The sequence below is a fragment of the Roseateles sp. GW821-FHT03B02 genome (assembly GCF_059421025.1).
Genome location: NZ_JBWKUV010000005.1, coordinates 294749 through 311907 on the forward strand (window position 1 = coordinate 294749; position 17159 = coordinate 311907).

The following is a 17159-nucleotide window of genomic DNA, read 5'->3' on the forward strand; positions in this document are numbered from 1 at the left end:
ATCTTGCGTAACCGCTGCGATTGTGCGCAGTGGCTGTGTCACGCGGAGGACAAACCCGTCCAGGGAAACCCTGGACTGGGGAGGGCTCTCTAGATGTTGGCCGGACGCCACCGTCCGGCCACGCCAGGGATGGACCTGGTTAAAGCGCGCGGACGAGCTTGGAGCGTGCCCAGTCGTCGGCGACGCGGGCCGGCGTCGAGTCGGCGCTCTGCACGCGCTGCAGCAGTTCCTCCACGCGCTCGGCGATCCGGCTGACCTCAGCCATCACAGCCTTCTCCTCGCCCTCGTTGCGGTACTCGCGTGCCACGCTGATGATGCCGCCGGCATTCACCAGGTAGTCGGGCAGGTAGCAGATGCCGCGGCGTTGCAGCGCGTCGCCGTCGGCTGGCGTGGCGAGCTGGTTGTTGGCGGCGCCCGCGACCAGCTTGGCACGCAGCGTCGGCACGGTCTGCTCGTTCAGCGAGGCGCCCAGCGCGCAGGGTGCCAGCACGTCGACGTCGACGGCCAGGATGTCGGCTACGCTGACCGCGGTGGCGCCGAACTGCGCGACGGCGCGCTCGACCTTGGCTGCATCCACGTCGGCCACGACCAGCTTGGCGCCGGCCTGGTGAAGGAACTCGGCAAGGTGCCAGCCCACGGCGCCCAGGCCCTGCAGCGCGACGCGCACGCCGTCCAGGGACTGACGGCCCAGCACGAGGCGGGCGCCGGCCTGGATGGAGACGAACACGCCCCAGGCCGTCTTGGGGCTGGGGTCGCCGCCGAATGCGCCTTCGCGCGGGATGCCGCTCACAAACGGCGTGACAGCCTGCATGCCGCGCATGTCGGCCGTCGTTGTGCCGACGTCCTCGGCAGTGATGTAGGCCCCCTGCAGCGACTGCACGGCGCGGCCGAAGGCGGCGAACAGGGCAGGGCGGTCGAACTGACCCTCGGGTTTCAGGATGACGGCCTTGCCGCCGCCGAAGGGCAGGTCGGCCAGCGCGTTCTTCAGGCTCATGCCCTGGGACAGTCGCAGCGCGTCGTTGAGCGCGGCGGCTTCGGACTCGTAGTGCCACAGGCGGCAGCCGCCGAAGGCGGGGCCGCGGGCGGTGCTGTGCACGGCGAGGATGGCCTTGAGGCCGGTGGCCGGGTCGGTGGCGAGCAGCACGCGCTCGTGGGGTGCTTGCTCGGGCAGGCCGAAGAGGGAGGTCGTCATCATGGAAGGCGCTGGGTAAGCGCGGCAGTGGAAGAAGAACGGCCACGCTTGTGGCGTGGCCGTTCGGGATTCTACGGAGCGACGTGGCGCGGCGGTCAGGGGCCCTGGAAGCCGTCCCTTCGCAAGGTGATGACCAGGGTGTCGCGCCAGCCGCGCTCGCCCGCTTCCAGCGGCTGGATGGGCGTGGTTTCGTGGATGACGCGCTCGTCGTCCAGCAGCAGCGTCGTCCAGGGCTGGGTCATCGTGAAGCGCTGTCCGGCGGGGCCGTGGGCTTCGAAAACGCGCGATTCGCCGCCCTTGATCTGGTGGCGGCCCACCATCAGCACCGCCACCAGGTCCACGCCGTCGCGGTGGGCGCCCTCGGGTGTCGGGCGGCCGATGCCGTCACTGGTGTCGATGCGAAACGGGTGGGCCTCGATGAACCAGGGCCGCTCGCCCTTGAAGGCGGAGGTGACCCGTGCCAGGCCCAGCAGCAGGGCCGTCCAGGCGGGCGAGGCCAGCATCTCCTGCGCCAGCGGCACATACCAGCGCTGGATGCCGCCGTGCAGCGCGTTGTAGTCCAGCGGCTGCCAGTGGGCGCGGTGCGGGCTGAGGGTGAGCGTGTCGCCTTCGGCCACGAAGCAGCCGTGGCGGCGGAAGCGGTAGCGGCCGCCGTCGCGCAGATAGCCGTCGGGCGGCAGGTCGTCCCAGCAGGGGCGCAGCGCCTCGAGCTCGGCCGCCGACACGCCCAGCACGCCGAGCGACGCGGGTGCCAGCACGGCCTCGCCATTGCGCTGCAGGGCGCCGACGATGTCGGCAGGATCGGTCCAGGGCGGCTCGAACATCGCGTTCAGCCTGCCGCGTGCTTGTCGGCTTCGGAGGTGAACGCGTCCGCGTAGAACTCTTCGTCAGGCAGCTTGCACTGGGCGACGAAATCCTTGTGCGCCGACTCGACCATGATCGGCACGCCGCAGGCATAGACCTGGTGGCCGGACAGGTCGGGGTGGTCTTGCATGACGGCGCGGTGGACGAAGCCCGTCCGGCCGGTCCAGCCGGCTTCCGGCTCGGACAGCACCGGCACATAGCGCAGCATCGGCCACTCGGCCGCGATCTGCGCGGCCCAGTCGTTCAGATACAGGTCGGCCTGCTTGCGGGCGCCCCAGTACAGCACCATGGGCCGCGTCGACTCGATGTGGCGGGCGCGCTCGATGATGGCCTTGATGGGTGCGAAGCCCGTGCCGCTGGCCAGCAGCACGATGGGCTTGGCGCTGTCCTCGCGCAGGAAGAAGCTGCCGAAGGGGCCTTCCATGCGCAGGATGTCCTTCTCCTTGAGCGCGCCGAAGACGTGGTCGGTGAACTTGCCGCCAGGCATGTGCCGGATGTGCAGCTCGATCTGGCCCGGCAGCGAGTGCGGCGCATTGGCCATCGAATAGCTGCGACGCGACCCGTCGCGCAGGATGAACTCGACGTACTGGCCGGCCCGGAACTGGAAGTTCTGGTTGGCGGCCAGCTGCATCGTCAGCACGGCCACGTCGGGCGCAGGGCGGGCGATGGCCGTCACGCGCGAGGGCAGCTTGAGCACCGGGAACTCGCCGGCGCCGGGCACGGTGCGGGCCTCGATGGTGCAGTCGGTCTGCGGTCGTGCGCAGCATGTCAGCACGAAACCGGCGGCCTCTTCCTCGGCCGACAAGGCCTTGGGCTGGTGGTTGCCATGGATGACGGCGCCTTCCAGCAGCTTGCTCTTGCAGGAGCCGCAGGCGCCGTCCTTGCAGCCATAGGGCAGGCCGACACCGTTGCGGATGGCGGCGGCGAGCAGGGTGTCGTCGCCCTCGGTCTGGTAGACGCGGCCGGCGGGCTGGATGGTGATCTGGTGGGACATGGGTTTCAAAAAAAAGCGGCCCCACATGAGATTCACTGGGCCGTAGACTGCCCGCCATTTTGCCCGAGGCCGGTTTGACCCCACGACTCCTCATCATTGGCTGCGGCGATGTCGGCCTGCGTGTGCTCAAGGCGCTGGCCGGCCGCTGGCGCGTGTTCGCGCTGACCTCGTCGCCGGATCGCGCCGCTGCCTTGCGCGAGGCGGGTGCCGTACCGCTGGTGGGCAACCTCGACGACCCGGCCACGCTGGCGCGTCTGGCGGGCCTTGCTGACCTCGTGCTGCATCTGGCGCCGCCGGCCCGCGAGGGGGATGCGGACAGGCGCACCCGCCACCTGCTGACGGCGCTGGCGCGCAAGCCCCCGGCGACCCTCGTCTACGCGAGCACGACGGGCGTCTACGGCGACTGCGGCGGCGCCTTCATCGATGAGATGCGCGCCCTGAATCCGGCCACTGACCGCGCGCGCCGCCGCGTCGACGCCGAGGCCCAGCTGCGCGCCTTCGGCAGGCGCCATGGCACGCGCATCGGCCTGCTGCGCATCCCGGGCATCTACGCCCGCGACCGCGAGGGTGGTCACCCGCGCGAGCGCCTGTCGCGCGGCACGCCGGTGCTCCGGCGCGAGGACGACGTGTTCACCAATCACATCCATGCCGACGATCTCGCCACAGCCTGCGTGCTCGCGCTGCTGCGCGGCCGGCCGCAACGCGCCGTCAACGTCTGCGACGACAGCCAATTGCTGATGGGCGACTACTTCGATCTGGCCGCCGAGCTGACCGGACTGTCCCGGCCCGAGCGAATCTCGCGCGCCGAGGCTGCCGAGCGGATGAGCGCGATGCAGCTGAGTTTCTGGAGCGAGTCGCGCCGGCTGACCAATCGCAGGCTCAAGCGCGAGCTGCGCCTGAGGCTGCGCTACCCGACGCCGCGGGACGGTCTTTAACCGCGCCGCCGCGGCGAGCGCCAGTGGCGGACCAGCAGCCAGGCGCCCAGCATGCCGCCCAGGTGGGCGAAGTGGGCGATGCCGCTGGTGCGGCTGAAGCCGAGGATGAGCTCCAGCCCACCGAAGACAGCCACGAAAACCTTGGCCTTCATCGGGATCGGCGGGATCAGCGGCACGATGATGCGGTTGGGGAACAGCATGCCGAAGGACAGCAGCAGGCCGAAGATGGCGCCCGAGGCACCTACCGTGGGCGAACCCGAGCCGATGGCCCAGGTGAAGAGCAGCTGCACCAGGGCCGCGCTGAGCGTGCTGGCGACGAGGATCTGCATGTAGCGACGCGGACCCCAGACGCGCTCCAGCTCGCCGCCGAACATCCACAGGCCCAGCATGTTGAACAGCAGATGGGTGAAGTCGCCGTGCAGGAAGGCGTAGCTCACCACCTGCCAGGGCATGAAGGCGCCCGTGGCCAGCGGCCAGAGTTCGAACCAGAAGGCCAGGCCCGGGAAGAGTTCGAAGAAGAAGAAGAAGCCGACGCAGGCCAGCAGGAAGGCTTTGGTGACCGAGGGCAGCGGAGGCATGAGGGCGCGGCTGTGCGCCGAAGCGGCGCTTCGCAATCGGGAAGGCCGATGCTTACCGTTTGAGTGTATGCCAGGGGTTGTGAGCCCTATGGTGCCCGGGGCCGGACTCGAACCGGCACACCTTGCGGCGGGGGATTTTGAGTCCCCTGCGTCTACCGATTTCGCCACCCGGGCCATCGGACTCACAGATCGCCATCGCGGCGAGGGGCTGGATTATGCACTCGTCAAGGCTGGGACTTTGAAGCCGCTGCCACAATCGGCTGCATGAGCTACCCGACCCTCGAAGACGTCATCGGTGCCACGCCACTCGTCCGCCTGCAGCGGCTGCCCGGCGAGGACGCGCGCGGCAACGTGATCCTGGCCAAATTGGAGGGCAACAACCCCGCAGGCTCCGTGAAGGACCGCCCCGCCATCAGCATGATCCGGCGCGCCGAGGAGCGCGGCGAGATCAAGCCCGGCGACACGCTGATCGAGGCGACTTCGGGCAACACTGGCATCGCCCTGGCCATGGCGGCCGCCATCCGCGGCTACCGCATGGTGCTGATCATGCCGGAGGACCTGTCCATCGAGCGCGCGCAGACGATGAAGGCCTTCGGCGCCGAGCTGATCCTCACGCCCAAGACCGGCGGCATGGAATACGCCCGTGACCTGGCCGAGCAGATGGCCCGCGAAGGCAAGGGCCGGGTGCTGGACCAGTTTGCCAACGCCGACAACCCGCGCGTGCATTACGAGACCACCGGCCCGGAGCTGTGGCAGGACACGAACGGGCGGATCACGCATTTCGTCAGCGCCATGGGCACCACTGGCACCATCACCGGGGTCTCGCGCTTTCTGAAGGAGAAGAACCCGGCCGTGCGCATCGTCGGCGCCCAGCCGGCCGAGGGTTCGCGCATTCCGGGCATCCGCAAGTGGCCCGAGGCCTACCTGCCCAAGATCTACGACCCCAGCGGCGTGGACGAGCTGGTGCTGGTCAGCCAGAACGACGCCGAGGACATGGCGCGCCGCCTCGCCCGCGAGGAAGGCCTGTTCGCCGGCATCTCGGCAGCGGGCGCCTGCTGGGTGGCGCTGCAGATCGCGAAGCGGGTGGAGAACGCGACCATCGCCTTCATCGTCTGCGACCGCGGCGACCGCTATCTGTCCACAGGCGTCTTTCCTGCATGAACGTCGAGTTCAGGTTCTGCCCGGTCTGCGCGACCGAGCTGGCTTGGATCTCCCAGGCCGAGGACGGCGGCGACAAGACGCGGCTGCGCTGCCCTGCCTGCGGATTCACGCACTGGAACAACCCGACGCCGGTGCTGGCCGCCGTCATCGAATGCACCGACCGCGACGGCCAGGTGCTGCTGGCCCGCAACGCGGCCTGGCCGGGGCGCTTCTTCGGCCTCATCACGGGTTTCATGGAGGCCGGCGAGACGCCTGAGGAGGGCCTTCGCCGCGAGATCGCGGAAGAAACTTCGCTGCGGGTCGACGGCCTGAATCTTCTGGGCGTCTGGGACTTCCAGCGCATGAACCAGATCATCATTGCCTACCACGCGCAGGCGCAGGGCGAGATCCGTCTGTCGCCCGAACTGGCCGAGTACAAGCTGCTCGCGCCCGAGGACGTGCGCTGCTGGCCGCAGGGCACGGGCCAGGCGCTGGCGACCTGGCTGCGGTCCAAGGGGATCGAACCTCGGTGGCTGGACCTCACCGACATGAAGCGAGAATGAGCCGATGGACGTCCAACGCGAGATCGACACCCGGGGGCTGAACTGCCCCCTGCCTATCCTTAAGGCCAAGAAGGCCCTGGCCGAGATGCTCAGCGGCGAGCTGTTGCGCGTCGTCGCGACGGACCCGGGTTCGATGCGCGACTTCCAGGCCTTTGCGCGCCAGACGGGCAATGAACTGGTGGAGCAGAACTCGTCGGGCGACGAGTTCGTCCACGTGCTGCGCCGGCGTTAGAGCGCCAGGCCCTGCAGGAATTCCCGGAAGCCCGGGCCCAGCTGCGGGTGGGCCAGGGCAAGCTCCACGTTGGCCTGCAGGAAGCCTTCCTTGCTGCCGCAGTCATAGCGCTTGCCTTCGTAGCGGTAGGCGAACACCTTCTCGCGCCTCAGCAGGCCGGCGATGCCGTCGGTGAGCTGGATCTCGCCGCCCACGCCGCGCGGCTGGTTGGCGATCTCGTGGAAGACGCCCGGCGTCAGGATGTAGCGGCCGGCCACGCCCAGGCGTGAGGGGGCGACTTCCGGCGCGGGCTTCTCGACGATGCGGTTCACGTCCATCAGCTGGTCGTTGACCTGGGTGCCGGCCACGATGCCGTAGCGGCGCGTATGTTCGGCCGGCACTTCCTGCACGGCGAGGATGGAGGCTCGCCAGTCGGCGAACTGCTCGACCATCTGCTTCAGGATGGGCCGATCCGGGGTCGGGCCCACCATCAGGTCATCGGCCAGCAGCACGGCGAAGGGCTCGTTGCCCACCAGGCGCTGGCCGCACAGCACGGCGTGACCCAGGCCCAAGGCCTGGGCCTGGCGCACGTAGATGCACTCCATGTCGTCCGGTTTGACCGAGCGCACGACTTCCAGCAGCTCCTGCTTGCCGGCCTGCTCCAGGGCCACTTCCAACTCGAAGGTCATGTCGAAATGGTCTTCGATGGGGCGCTTGTGGCGGCCGGTCACGAAGATCATCTCGCGCACGCCGGCGGCGTAGGCTTCCTCGACGGCGTACTGGATCAGCGGCTTGTCAACGACCGGGAGCATCTCCTTGGGCTGGGCCTTGGTGGCCGGCAGGAAGCGGGTGCCGAGGCCGGCGACCGGGAAAATGGCTTTGGTGATCGGCGACTTGGACGAGGAGGTCATGAACGTAAACTCGTTTGACGGGAAGGCGCGCGGATTCTGTCATGCAGGGTGTGACGGTCTGAACAGGACGCCAACCCGATCCCCAAGATGACAGTCCTGATCCTCGAACCTCTGGAAGCCGATGTCGTGCAGTGGCTGGCCGAACGCCACGATGCGCGCTTTGCACCCGAGCTGGTGGGCGATCTCGACGCTCTGGTCGAGGCGCTGCGGGATGCCCGCGCGCTGATCGCGCCTCCCGAGGTGCGCGTCGATGCCGAACTGCTGCGCCGTGCGCGGACGCTGCGGGCCATCGGCCGGGCCAGCGGTGGCGCCGACAACGTCGACGTCGAGGCCTGCCGCAAGGCGGGCGTGGAGCTGGTGCGTTCCCAGGCGTCCACGGCCAGCGCCGAGGCCGAGTTCGCCATCGGGGCGCTGCTCAGCCTGCTGCGGCGCGTGCCCGTCGAGGGGAGCGACGGCCTGAAGGTCGGGCGCGAGCTGGGCTGCTCCACCGTCGGCCTGCTCGGGCTGGCCCCGGCCGCCCGCGTGATGACGCAGCTGCTGCAGGCTTTCGGCGCCCGCGTCATCGGCTACGACCCCTCGCGCCACCCGAATGACGCGATCTGGGCGCGCTGGGGTATCGAGGTGGTGAGCCTGTCCGAGCTGGTGGAGCAGGCCGACGGACTGGTGCTGTTGCTGCCTTATTTCGACCGCTATCGCGGCCTGCTCGGCGAGCGGCAGCTGGAGAACGCGCGGCAGGGGCAGGTGCTGGTGGGGCTCAGCCAGTCGGGCCTGGTGGACGAACTGGCGCTGGCGCGCGCGCTGCGCAACGGCAGGATGCGTGCGGCCTGGTTCGACTGCCTGGAGCCGGGCTGGCTGGAGTCGGGCCGGCCGCTGCACGGCATCGGTGCGCTGCAGGTGACGCCGCGGCTGGCCGGCACGACGCGAGAGTCCCGTGTGCGTGCGGCCTGGGCCGTGGCCCGGGCCATCGACGGGCTGCTGGGCTCGCAGACCCACGGCAAGGGCCAGGGCAGCGAGCCGGTCATCGACTTCTACTGAGCTGGCAGACGGGCGAGTTGCTCGCGCAGGCGGGCGACCGTCTCCTTGAAGCCCGCCACGCGGGCGCGCTCCTGGTCGACGACGGCCGCCGGTGCGCGGGCGACGAAGCTCTCGTTGGAGAGCTTGGCCTCGGCCTTGGTGATCTCGCCTTCCAGGCGCACGGCTTCCTTGGTCAGGCGGGCACGCTCGGCCTCGACGTCGATCTCCACCTTCAGCGCCAGCTTGGCGGCGCCATGCACTAGGACCGGCGAGGTCGCGCTCTGCCTGGCGAACTCGGTCTCGTCGGCGATCAGCTCGACGGCGCTGAGCTTGGCCAGCACCTTGAGCACCGAGGCGGCCTCAGCGAGGAAGCTCAGGTCGCCGCCCACCAGCAGCGGCACGCGCTCGGCAGGGCTCAGGGCCATCTCGCTGCGCAGGCTGCGCGTGGTGCCGACGACTTCCTTGAGCTGGGCCACCCAGGCGTCGGCGGCGGCGTCGATGCGCTCCAGCTGGGCGACGGGGTAGGGCGCCTGGCCGATGTAGTCCACCGTCTTGCGGCCGGCGATGGGCGCCACTGCCTGCCACAGCTCCTCGGTGATGAAGGGCGCAATGGGGTGCAGCAGGCGCAGCGTCGTTTCCAGCGTGCGGATCAGCGTGCGGCGCGTGGCGCGCTGCTGGCTCTCGTCGCCGGTCTGGATTTGCACCTTGGCGATTTCCAGGTACCAGTCGCAGTACTCGTCCCAGACGAAGCTGTAGATGGCGTTGGCGACGTTGTCGAGGCGGTATTCGGCGAAGCCCTGGGCCACGGCAGCTTCCACGCGCTGCAGCTCGCTGGTGATCCAGCGGTCGGCCTGGCTGAAGTTGTTGTAGCCCGGCGGGCAGTGGCCTTCGGCGTGCGCGAGGCCGCAGTCCTGCCCCTCGGTGTTCATCAGTACGAAGCGAGTGGCGTTCCAGAGCTTGTTGCAGAAATTGCGGTAGCCCTCGCAGCGCTTGGTGTCGAAGTTGATGTTGCGGCCCAGGCTGGCGTAGCTCGCCATCGTGAAGCGCAGTGCGTCGGCGCCGTAGGCCGGCATGCCTTCGGGAAATTCCTTCTTCACGCGGGCGGCAACCTTGGGCGCTGTCTCCGGCTTGCGCAGGCCGACGGTGGACTTGGCCGTCAGCGTCTCCAGATCGCAGCCTTGGATGAGGTCCACCGGGTCCAGCACGTTGCCCTCGGACTTGCTCATCTTCTGGCCTTGCGAGTCGCGCACCAGGCCGTGGATGTAGACGTCCTTGAAGGGCACCTGGCCCGTGAAGTGCGTCGTCATCATGATCATCCGGGCGACCCAGAAGAAGATGATGTCGTAGCCCGTGACGAGCACCGAGGAGGGCAGGAACAGCTCCTGCTCCAGCGTCTTCTCGGGCCAGCCCAGCGTGGAGAAAGGCACCAACGCGGAGGAGTACCAGGTGTCCAGCACGTCGGGGTCCCGGGTCAGCTCGCCCAGATACCCGGCGGCCTTGGCGCGGGCCTGGGCTTCCTCTTCGCTTCGCGCGACGAACAGCTCGCCGCCCGTGCCGTACCAGGCCGGGATCTGGTGGCCCCACCACAGCTGGCGCGAGATGCACCAGTCCTGCAGATTGCCCATCCAGTGGTTGTAAGTGTTGACCCACTGCTCGGGGTGGAACTTGACAGCCCCCGTGTCGACGGCGGCGATGGCCTTGTCGGCAATGCTCTTGCCGTCCGCGCCCGGCTTGGTGACGGCGACGAACCACTGATCCGTCAGCATGGGCTCGATGACCTGGCCTGTGCGCTCGCAGCGCGGCACCTGCAGCTTGTGCTTCTTGACCTCGACGAGCAGGCCCAGCGCCTCCAGGTCGGCCACGACGCGCTTGCGCGCGACGAAGCGGTCCAGGCCACGGTAGGTCTCGGGGGCTTGATCGTTGATCTTGGCCTGCAGGTCCAGCACCGAGATCATGGGCAGGCCGTGGCGCTGGCCGACGGCGTAGTCGTTGGTGTCGTGTGCCGGCGTGACCTTGACGACGCCAGTGCCGAACTCACGGTCCACGTAGTCGTCGGCGATCACCGGGATCTCGCGGTCGGTCAGCGGCAGCTTGACGAGCTTGCCGATCAGCGCCGCGTAGCGCTCGTCCTCGGGGTGGACCATGACGGCCACGTCGCCCAGCATGGTCTCGGGGCGCGTGGTGGCCACGACGACCGAGCCGGAACCGTCAGCGAGCGGGTAGCGGATGTGCCACAGCGAGCCGTCCTCCTCTTCGGACGACACTTCCAGGTCCGACACGGCGGACTGCAGCACCGGGTCCCAGCTCACCAGGCGCTTGCCGCGGTAGATCAGGCCTTCCTCGAACAGGCGCACGAAGGTCTCGACGACGACGGTCGAGAGCTTCTCGTCCATCGTGAAGTACTCATGGCCCCAGCTCACCGAGTCGCCCAGGCGGCGCATCTGGCTGGTGATGGTGTTGCCGCTCTCCTGCTTCCAGTCCCACACGCGGGCGACGAAGTTCTTGCGGCCCAGGTCGTGGCGGCTCTGGCCGGCGGCCTGCAACTGGCGCTCGACGACGATCTGCGTGGCGATGCCGGCGTGGTCGGTGCCCGGCACCCACAACGTGTTGTCGCCCTTCATGCGGTGGTAGCGGGTCAGCGAGTCCATCACCGTCTGGTTGAAGGCGTGGCCCATGTGCAGCGTGCCGGTCACGTTGGGCGGCGGCAGCTGGATGCTGAAGGACGGCTTGGCCTTGTCCAGGGTCGGCTCGTACAGGCCGGCGGCTTCCCACTTGGGGCCCCAGTGGGCTTCCAGGGCGGCGGGTTCGAAGGACTTGGCAAGTTCGGTCACGGGGCTGATCTCGGCTGGACGGGCGATGGACTGGGCCAACGATTTTAAGGGTCGACCCCGATACAAAACGAAACCCGGCGATACCGCGTCGAGATGCTCCGCAGAGGGCGGCTCGGAATGATGGGAGTCATCCCAACCCGCCATGGAGAACCGCCATGAACTTCTTTCGCCGCTGGCACGCCCACCATGAATTTCGCCACCACTTTGGGCGCGGCCATGACGGCCATCATTTCGGCCACCACGCTGACGCTGACGCTGACGGCTTCGCCGACCACCTCGTCGCACGCGTGGGCTTCAAGCTGGACCTGGACGACGAACAGCAGCGTCGCCTCGCTGCCTGGTTTTGCCAGCTCCAGGACCAGCGCGACGCGCTGAGGGGCCTGGCCCGCGGGCCGGAGCTGGCGGGCCTGGTCGCCGGCGAGCAGTTCCCGCGCGAGTCGGCCCGGCAACTGCTGGACGCCCGGTTGGACTCGCTGCGCGCCGCCGGCCCTGGCGTCATCACGGCTTTCGCCGAGTTCTTCGACTCGCTGGACAACGAGCAGCGCCAGGTGCTTCGCTTCATGATGCGGCGCTTCGGTCACTCGCGCCGGCACGGCGACGCGGCGTGATGGACGTCCACTGCGGCAAGCAGCCCCGTGGCCGCTTCGCGCCGCACATCGACCGCAACCGCTGCGAGGGCAAGGGGCAATGCGTCGCCGTCTGCCCCTTCAACGTGTTTACGCTGGGCAAGCTGCCGCCCGGGCAGCGCCGGGACCTGAGCCTGTTCGGCAAGCTGCGCGGCATGGCGCATGGCTGGGAGCAGGCCTTCACGCCCAACGCGGCCGCGTGCGAAGCCTGCGGCCATTGCGTAAGCGCCTGCCCGGAGCGGGCCATCACGCTGGTTCGCGCCGAATAATCAGGTCATGCACCGACTGCTGCTGATCGACGACGACGAGGCCCTGGCCGGGCCGCTGACGCAATACTTGGCGCGCTTCGACCTCCGGCTGGAAGCTGTCACGCGCCCCAGCGCGGCGCTGGAGCGGCTGGCCGTGGAGCGCTTCGACGCGCTGATCCTCGACGGCATGCTGCCCGAGATGGATGGCTTCGAGTTCTGCAAGCGCCTGCGCGCCGGCAGCGACGCTTGGCGCGACATGCCCATCCTGATGCTGACGGCGCGTGGCGACCTGACGGACCGTGTCGTCGGCCTGGAGCTGGGCGCCGACGACTACCTGCCCAAGCCCTTCGAACCGCGCGAGCTGGCCGCGCGGCTGCAGACCATCCTGCGCCGCACGCGTTTCGCGCAGGTTGCCACGCCCACGGCGGCGCCGCCTGCCGGCAGGCTCTGCTTCGAAGGCCTGGAGATCGACACGACGCGCCGCGAGGTGAAGCGTCACGGCGGACTCATCGAGCTGACCGGCACGGAGTACGAACTGCTGGTGCTGCTGGCTCGCGAACCGGGCAGGGTGTTCTCGCGCGACGACATCCTGAACCGCCTGCGCGGCCAGGAGGCGGAGCTGTTCACGCGCGCTGTGGACATCCTCGTCAGCCGGTTGCGCCGCAAGCTGGAACCACTGGCGGCACTGAAGACACTGCGCAACGCGGGTTACTGCTTCGCGTTGCCGGAGCAGGTCGCATGAAGCCTCACGCCTACGACCACCGCTGGCGCGAGCGCTGGGAGCGGAAGAAAGCCAAGCGCGCCCGACGTATGAACCGCGATTGGGACTACCGTTGGCGCGTGCGTCATCGCTGGCACCAGCGCTGGCACCACCAGCGCGCGCGCTTCAAGCACTCGCTGGGTGCGCGGCTGATCGCGATCTTCGTCATGCTGGCCTGCGTCAGCAGCGCCATCCTCTGGATGTCCATGGGCAGCGCCTACGGCCTGCTGTGGGCCGTGCCGGCGCTGCTGGTGGTGACGGGCGTGGCCTTCGGCATGATCCGCCACATGGTGGGTCCGCTGCATGCGCTGGCCCTCGGCGCCGAGGCTTTCCGCCGCGGCGAGTTCTCGCACCGCGTGCCCGTCATTCATGGTGACGAGATCGGCGACCTGGCCCTGCGCTTCAACCAGATGGCCGCCGACATCCAGGCCATGCTGGACGGCAAGCGTGCACTGCTGCTGGCCATCAGCCACGAGCTGCGCAGCCCGTTGACCCGCGCCCGCCTGCACGCCGAACTGGTGGGTGAGGGCGCTTCGCGCGACGCGCTGCTGGGCGAACTGGCGCAGATGCGCGACCTCATCACGGCGCTGCTAGAGAGCGAGCGCCTGGGCAGCGGTCACCGTGCGCTGCAACTGGCGGACTGCGACCTGGCTGAGCTCGTGAACGAGCAGGCGGGCGAGGGTGTCGAGCTGCACGTCGAGCCGGGCCTGCCCGTGCTTCAGCTGGATCGGTTGCGCGTGCAACTTTTGCTTCGCAATCTCGTGCACAACGCGCAGCGCCACAACGATGCGGCGCGCGGCCCGGTCCGGCTGACGCTGGCGCGTGATGGCAGCCAGGCGCTGCTCACGGTGCGCGATCACGGCCCCGGAGTACCACCCGAATCTCTGCCCCAGCTTGGCCTGCCGTTCTATCGCCCCGACGTCGCGCGCACACGGAACGAGGGCGGTGTGGGGCTGGGCCTGTGCCTGTGCAGGCTGGTGGCCGAGGCGCATGGCAGCCGGCTGGAGCTGCGTAATGTCGAGCCGGGATTCGAGGCTTCGGTGCGGTTCTAGGGCCGTTCGCCGCCAGGGTGATGGCCGCAGGCTTGTCAAAACTGGTGTTTACCCTATAATCGGGTTTACCCTAGTGAAAGACATGTGGGCCACGAGCCCCGAACCATCATGAGCCTGATCCAGAACCTTCTGCATTCCCTGCGCAGCGTGCTGACCGTGGACACCCAGTCAGACGTCGAGGAGCGCTACCTGTCCAACGCCATCGACCACGCCGATCTGGAGCGCCGTATCGCCAGCCAGTCGCGCGCCTCGGTGACGATGGCGCCGCTGAACATCGGCCGCTGAGCCCAGGCCCGGCCACCAGAGTGAACGGCCCCGCAAGGGGCCGTCGTCATTTGTGGCCTCTCTCACTGGATCAGGCCATTCTTGAGTGCGTAGTAGGTCAGGTCGCTGTTGGTTTCGAGCCGGATCTTCTCCAGCACGCGGGTACGGTAGGTACTGACGGTCTTGACGCTGAGGAACATGGCCTTGGCCATTTCGCCCACCGTCTCGCCCTGGGCCAGTCGCAGGAATACCTGCAATTCGCGTTCCGACAGCGACTCGTGCAGCGGCCTGTCGCTGGCGCCGCTGGCCACGCCGTCGGCCAGCAGTTCGGCCACGGTCGGGCTGATGTAGCGCCGCCCGCGTGCCACGGTGCGGATGGCGTTGGCGATCTCCTCCGGCTCGCATTCCTTGCTCAGGTAGCCACTCGCACCCTGGCGCAGCAGCGTCGTCGCGTAATGCGTCTCCGGGAAGCCGCTGAGGATGAGCACAGGCAGTTCCGGGAAGCGCGTCCTGATGGCCGAGAGCGCATCCACACCGCTCTGGCCGGGCATGGAAATGTCCATCAGCAGCACGTCCACCTCGCCGCCGCGGGCCAGTTCCAGCGCATCGCGCCCATTGCCCGCTTCACCGGTGACGCGCAGGTCCACGTTCTCGCCGAGGAACTGGCGCAGGCCCGAGCGAACGATGGCGTGATCGTCAACGATGCCGATGCGAATCATGTTGCGCTCCGAATCAAATGATGAGGATGGGAAAAGCCTAGCAACGCGAATTTCGTTTTGCGATCGGCGCTGTCCTACACGCAGGGCTGCCTGCGTGTTGTCCTACGGCGCCTTGAGAGGGCGGCCGGCGGCGCAGTCGCCGGGGATTTCACAAAGTCAGGCCATGCGGCCGCGCCGGCCGTCCAGGAGTGACGATGAAAGCCCTGACCGAGACACTGGCCCTGTTCGCGCCGCCGCTCTGGCTGGCTGCAGCCCTGGCCGCGCTGCTGGGTGTGGCGATGTTGGCGGCTTTCGTCGACACCCTGCACGAGAACGCTCGCCGCGGCGAGGCCGTGCGCCAGTGGCAGCGAGTCGGCGTCGTCCGACAAGCGATAGGCGCGATGGCCAACGCCGCGCCGGGTGCCCGGGCAACACAGTCGGGGGCATCGCTGTCGCAGGGCTCCCCGAAATTCCAGCGATGAACAAAGGACGCAAGATGAACCACAACACCCGCTCCCGCGCGCCACTGATTGGCGCCCTGGCCCTGGCCGCCGCGCTGGCTGCCTGCGGCAAGCAGCAGGATGACCGCACCGCAGGCCAGAAGCTTGACGGCGCCATCGCCGAAGCCAAACAGGCCGGCGCCGAGGCCAAGGTGGAAGCCGGCCAGGCCGTGGACAAAGCCGAGAGCAAGCTCAAGGACGCCACCGCGGCGGCTTCCGAGGCCGTCGCCGATGCGGCCATCGTCACCAAGATCAACGCCGCGCTGATGGCTGACGACCATCTCAAGGCAAGCAGGATCGACGTCAAGGCCGAGAGCGGCCGCGTGACGCTGACCGGCACGGCGCCCGATGCCGGATCCCAGGCACGCGCGTCAACGCTGGCCTCCGCCGTGAACGGCGTCCGCTCGGTGAACAATCTGCTCGTGGTGGCGCACAACGGCTGACGGCATCGTCAGGAACCAAACGAAGCCTTGGAGCGTCCGCTCTCAAGGGCTTTCGGTCTGGCGGGGAGGGCGTGGGCTGCCGGTGTTATCGGTGGGCGACGAGACTTGTCGCCGCTGTCGTGGCGGCATCACCAAGGCAGGCCGACGTAGTTTTCCGCCATCGAGGCCATCGCGGCTTCCGAGCTGACGACGTACTCCAGTTCGGCTCGGTGCAGCTTGGCATCGATCGCGGGTTCGTGCGGCAGGTTGTGCATCAGGCTGGTGAACCACCAGGAGAAGCGCTCGGCCTTCCAGATGCGCGACAGGCAGCGCGCCGAGTAGTGCTCGATGCCGGCCTGGCTGCGCTCGCGGTAGTGCTCGATCAGCGCCTGGGACAGGTAGTGCACATCCGAGGCGGCCAGGTTCAGGCCCTTGGCGCCGGTGGGCGGCACGATGTGGGCGGCGTCGCCGGCGAGGAAGAGGCGGCCGAAGCGCATCGGCTCAGCGACGAAACTGCGCAGCGGCGCGATGCTCTTTTCCAGCGAGGGGCCGGTGACCAGGGACGCGGCGGCTGCCGGGTCCAGGCGCAGGCGCAGCTCGTCCCAGAAGCGCTCATCGCCCCAGTCGCCCACCTGCTCGGTCAGCGGCACCTGCAGGTAGTAGCGGCTGCGGGTGTTGGAGCGCATGCTGCACAGCGTGAAGCCGCGCTCGTGGCGGCCATAGATGAGCTCATGCGACACCGGCGGCGTGTCACTCAGCAGGCCCAGCCAGCCGAAGGGGTAGACCTTTTCATGCGTCTGGATGGCGCCGGCGGGCACGCTGGCGCGGCTGACGCCGTGGTAGCCGTCGCAACCGGCGATGTAGTCGCAGCGGATTTCGATGCGCTCGCCATCCACCGTGCAGCGGGCGCCGGGGCTGTCACCGTCGAAGTCGAACAGCTCGACGTCGGCCGCCGAGTACAGCGTGGGCTCGCCGACTGCGGCTCGGGCTTCCATCAGGTCGCGGGTCACCTCGGTCTGGCCGTAGACCATGACCGATTTGCCGCCGGTCAGCCGGCTCAGGTCGATGTGATGGCGCTGGCCGTCGAACATCAGCTCGAAGCCATGGTGTACCAGCCCCTCGGCATGCATGCGCGCGCCCACGCCGGCCCGGTCCAGCAGGTCCACGGTGGTCTGCTCCAGCACGCCGGCGCGTATGCGGCTGAGCACGTAGTCGCCGGTCTGGCGCTCCACGATGAGGTTGGCGATGCCGGCCTTGTGCAGCAGCTGCCCCAGCAGCAGGCCCGAGGGCCCTGCGCCGACGATGAGTACCTGGGTGTGCAGTGTCTTCATGTCTCTCTCCGTTCTTGCCGGGCGA

General features: G+C 68.6%; 20 protein-coding genes and 1 tRNA gene. 12 read left to right on the forward strand and 9 right to left on the reverse strand.

Annotated features, from left to right (window positions below; all coding sequences use genetic code 11):
• Positions 1–139 precede the first annotated feature (139 nt).
• The 3 genes from AC07VX_RS16050 to AC07VX_RS16060 form a co-directional block, all read right to left on the reverse strand.
• Positions 140–1192 (reverse strand): Leu/Phe/Val dehydrogenase, encoded by a 1053-nt coding sequence (locus tag AC07VX_RS16050; protein WP_495122018.1) that lies wholly within the window; start codon positions 1190–1192, stop codon positions 140–142.
• A gap of 95 nt (positions 1193–1287) precedes the next feature.
• Positions 1288–2016, reverse strand: a complete 729-nt coding sequence (locus AC07VX_RS16055) for a 2OG-Fe dioxygenase family protein (RefSeq protein WP_493167432.1) — start codon at positions 2014–2016, stop codon at positions 1288–1290.
• A 5-nt stretch (positions 2017–2021) separates the two neighbouring features.
• Positions 2022–3050, reverse strand: coding sequence for a CDP-6-deoxy-delta-3,4-glucoseen reductase (locus AC07VX_RS16060; protein ID WP_493167431.1), 1029 nt, complete (start codon positions 3048–3050; stop codon positions 2022–2024).
• Between the two features lie 47 nt (positions 3051–3097).
• Between AC07VX_RS16060 and AC07VX_RS16065 the strand changes: the two genes are divergently transcribed.
• Complete coding sequence (locus tag AC07VX_RS16065) at positions 3098–3985, forward strand: SDR family oxidoreductase (RefSeq protein WP_493167446.1); 888 nt, start codon at positions 3098–3100, stop codon at positions 3983–3985.
• Here AC07VX_RS16065 and AC07VX_RS16070 read toward each other — a convergent pair.
• Both AC07VX_RS16070 and AC07VX_RS16075 read right to left on the reverse strand, forming a co-directional pair.
• Complete coding sequence (locus AC07VX_RS16070) at positions 3982–4563, reverse strand: rhomboid family intramembrane serine protease (RefSeq protein WP_493167430.1); 582 nt, start codon at positions 4561–4563, stop codon at positions 3982–3984. The two genes, AC07VX_RS16065 and AC07VX_RS16070, sit on opposite strands and share 4 nt — an antisense overlap.
• An 89-nt stretch (positions 4564–4652) precedes the next feature.
• Positions 4653–4737: transfer RNA gene (locus tag AC07VX_RS16075), tRNA-Leu, on the reverse strand.
• Between the two features lie 90 nt (positions 4738–4827).
• Here AC07VX_RS16075 and cysM point away from each other — a divergent pair.
• Genes cysM through AC07VX_RS16090 form a run of 3 tightly spaced genes read left to right on the forward strand, consistent with a single transcriptional unit; the run spans position 4828 to position 6498 of the window.
• Positions 4828–5724, forward strand: coding sequence for a cysteine synthase CysM (gene cysM / locus AC07VX_RS16080; RefSeq protein ID WP_493167429.1), 897 nt, complete (start codon positions 4828–4830; stop codon positions 5722–5724).
• Positions 5721–6266, forward strand: a complete 546-nt coding sequence (locus AC07VX_RS16085) for an NUDIX domain-containing protein (RefSeq protein WP_493167428.1) — start codon at positions 5721–5723, stop codon at positions 6264–6266. Before cysM ends, AC07VX_RS16085 begins: the two co-directional genes overlap by 4 nt.
• 4 nt (positions 6267–6270) lie before the next feature.
• On the forward strand, positions 6271–6498 hold the full coding sequence (locus tag AC07VX_RS16090; RefSeq protein WP_493167427.1) for a sulfurtransferase TusA family protein: 228 nt from the start codon (positions 6271–6273) through the stop codon (positions 6496–6498).
• Here AC07VX_RS16090 and galU read toward each other — a convergent pair.
• Positions 6495–7388: a UTP--glucose-1-phosphate uridylyltransferase GalU gene (gene galU, locus AC07VX_RS16095; RefSeq protein ID WP_493167426.1), complete on the reverse strand. Its 894-nt coding sequence runs from the start codon at positions 7386–7388 to the stop codon at positions 6495–6497. The genes AC07VX_RS16090 and galU overlap by 4 nt on opposite strands.
• An 87-nt stretch (positions 7389–7475) precedes the next feature.
• Here galU and AC07VX_RS16100 point away from each other — a divergent pair, with 87 nt between their 5' ends.
• A complete protein-coding gene (locus tag AC07VX_RS16100; protein ID WP_493167425.1) occupies positions 7476–8423 on the forward strand; it encodes an NAD(P)-dependent oxidoreductase in 948 nt (315 codons plus the stop codon).
• On the opposite strand, the gene AC07VX_RS16105 is transcribed toward AC07VX_RS16100, so the two are convergent.
• Entirely contained in the window at positions 8417–11233 is a 2817-nt protein-coding gene (locus AC07VX_RS16105; RefSeq protein ID WP_493167424.1) for a valine--tRNA ligase, read from the reverse strand. The genes AC07VX_RS16100 and AC07VX_RS16105 overlap by 7 nt on opposite strands.
• A gap of 155 nt (positions 11234–11388) precedes the next feature.
• Here AC07VX_RS16105 and AC07VX_RS16110 point away from each other — a divergent pair, with 155 nt between their 5' ends.
• The 5 genes from AC07VX_RS16110 to AC07VX_RS16130 all read left to right on the forward strand — a co-directional run bounded on the left by AC07VX_RS16110 (position 11389) and on the right by AC07VX_RS16130 (position 14204).
• On the forward strand, positions 11389–11841 hold the full coding sequence (locus tag AC07VX_RS16110) for a Spy/CpxP family protein refolding chaperone (protein ID WP_493167423.1): 453 nt from the start codon (positions 11389–11391) through the stop codon (positions 11839–11841).
• Positions 11841–12128, forward strand: a complete 288-nt coding sequence (locus tag AC07VX_RS16115) for an ATP-binding protein (protein ID WP_493167422.1) — start codon at positions 11841–11843, stop codon at positions 12126–12128. The genes AC07VX_RS16110 and AC07VX_RS16115 overlap by 1 nt, the downstream gene beginning before the upstream one ends.
• A 7-nt stretch (positions 12129–12135) precedes the next feature.
• A complete protein-coding gene (locus AC07VX_RS16120) occupies positions 12136–12849 on the forward strand; it encodes a response regulator transcription factor (RefSeq protein WP_493167421.1) in 714 nt (237 codons plus the stop codon).
• The gene (locus AC07VX_RS16125) at positions 12846–13919 is read left to right on the forward strand and encodes a HAMP domain-containing sensor histidine kinase (protein ID WP_493167420.1); all 1074 of its coding nucleotides are present in this window, start codon (positions 12846–12848) and stop codon (positions 13917–13919) included. Before AC07VX_RS16120 ends, AC07VX_RS16125 begins: the two co-directional genes overlap by 4 nt.
• Before the next feature lie 108 nt (positions 13920–14027).
• Positions 14028–14204, forward strand: a complete 177-nt coding sequence (locus AC07VX_RS16130; protein WP_493167419.1) for a hypothetical protein — start codon at positions 14028–14030, stop codon at positions 14202–14204.
• 62 nt (positions 14205–14266) lie between these two features.
• Here the strand turns inward: AC07VX_RS16130 and AC07VX_RS16135 are convergent, their stop codons facing one another.
• Positions 14267–14902: a response regulator gene (locus AC07VX_RS16135; protein ID WP_493167418.1), complete on the reverse strand. Its 636-nt coding sequence runs from the start codon at positions 14900–14902 to the stop codon at positions 14267–14269.
• Positions 14903–15096: 194 nt separating this feature from the next.
• Here AC07VX_RS16135 and AC07VX_RS16140 point away from each other — a divergent pair, with 194 nt between their 5' ends.
• Both AC07VX_RS16140 and AC07VX_RS16145 read left to right on the forward strand, forming a co-directional pair.
• Positions 15097–15363 (forward strand): hypothetical protein, encoded by a 267-nt coding sequence (locus AC07VX_RS16140; RefSeq protein WP_493167417.1) that lies wholly within the window; start codon positions 15097–15099, stop codon positions 15361–15363.
• Complete coding sequence (locus AC07VX_RS16145; protein ID WP_493183911.1) at positions 15360–15824, forward strand: BON domain-containing protein; 465 nt, start codon at positions 15360–15362, stop codon at positions 15822–15824. The genes AC07VX_RS16140 and AC07VX_RS16145 overlap by 4 nt, the downstream gene beginning before the upstream one ends.
• Before the next feature lie 128 nt (positions 15825–15952).
• Here the strand turns inward: AC07VX_RS16145 and pobA are convergent, their stop codons facing one another.
• Positions 15953–17125: a 4-hydroxybenzoate 3-monooxygenase gene (gene pobA, locus AC07VX_RS16150; protein WP_493167445.1), complete on the reverse strand. Its 1173-nt coding sequence runs from the start codon at positions 17123–17125 to the stop codon at positions 15953–15955.
• Between the last annotated feature and the right edge of the window lie 34 nt (positions 17126–17159).

Coding starts and splice junctions, on each gene's coding strand:
- AC07VX_RS16050 (WP_495122018.1), bottom strand. CDS start 1,192: ATGACGACCTCCCTCTTCGGCCTGCCCGAGCAAGCACCCCACGAGCGC.
- AC07VX_RS16055 (WP_493167432.1), bottom strand. CDS start 2,016: ATGTTCGAGCCGCCCTGGACCGATCCTGCCGACATCGTCGGCGCCCTG.
- AC07VX_RS16060 (WP_493167431.1), bottom strand. CDS start 3,050: ATGTCCCACCAGATCACCATCCAGCCCGCCGGCCGCGTCTACCAGACC.
- AC07VX_RS16070 (WP_493167430.1), bottom strand. CDS start 4,563: ATGCCTCCGCTGCCCTCGGTCACCAAAGCCTTCCTGCTGGCCTGCGTC.
- cysM (WP_493167429.1), top strand. CDS start 4,828: ATGAGCTACCCGACCCTCGAAGACGTCATCGGTGCCACGCCACTCGTC.
- AC07VX_RS16085 (WP_493167428.1), top strand. CDS start 5,721: ATGAACGTCGAGTTCAGGTTCTGCCCGGTCTGCGCGACCGAGCTGGCT.
- AC07VX_RS16090 (WP_493167427.1), top strand. CDS start 6,271: ATGGACGTCCAACGCGAGATCGACACCCGGGGGCTGAACTGCCCCCTG.
- galU (WP_493167426.1), bottom strand. CDS start 7,388: ATGACCTCCTCGTCCAAGTCGCCGATCACCAAAGCCATTTTCCCGGTC.
- AC07VX_RS16100 (WP_493167425.1), top strand. CDS start 7,476: ATGACAGTCCTGATCCTCGAACCTCTGGAAGCCGATGTCGTGCAGTGG.
- AC07VX_RS16110 (WP_493167423.1), top strand. CDS start 11,389: ATGAACTTCTTTCGCCGCTGGCACGCCCACCATGAATTTCGCCACCAC.
- AC07VX_RS16115 (WP_493167422.1), top strand. CDS start 11,841: ATGGACGTCCACTGCGGCAAGCAGCCCCGTGGCCGCTTCGCGCCGCAC.
- AC07VX_RS16120 (WP_493167421.1), top strand. CDS start 12,136: ATGCACCGACTGCTGCTGATCGACGACGACGAGGCCCTGGCCGGGCCG.
- AC07VX_RS16125 (WP_493167420.1), top strand. CDS start 12,846: ATGAAGCCTCACGCCTACGACCACCGCTGGCGCGAGCGCTGGGAGCGG.
- AC07VX_RS16130 (WP_493167419.1), top strand. CDS start 14,028: ATGAGCCTGATCCAGAACCTTCTGCATTCCCTGCGCAGCGTGCTGACC.
- AC07VX_RS16135 (WP_493167418.1), bottom strand. CDS start 14,902: ATGATTCGCATCGGCATCGTTGACGATCACGCCATCGTTCGCTCGGGC.
- AC07VX_RS16140 (WP_493167417.1), top strand. CDS start 15,097: ATGAAAGCCCTGACCGAGACACTGGCCCTGTTCGCGCCGCCGCTCTGG.
- AC07VX_RS16145 (WP_493183911.1), top strand. CDS start 15,360: ATGAACAAAGGACGCAAGATGAACCACAACACCCGCTCCCGCGCGCCA.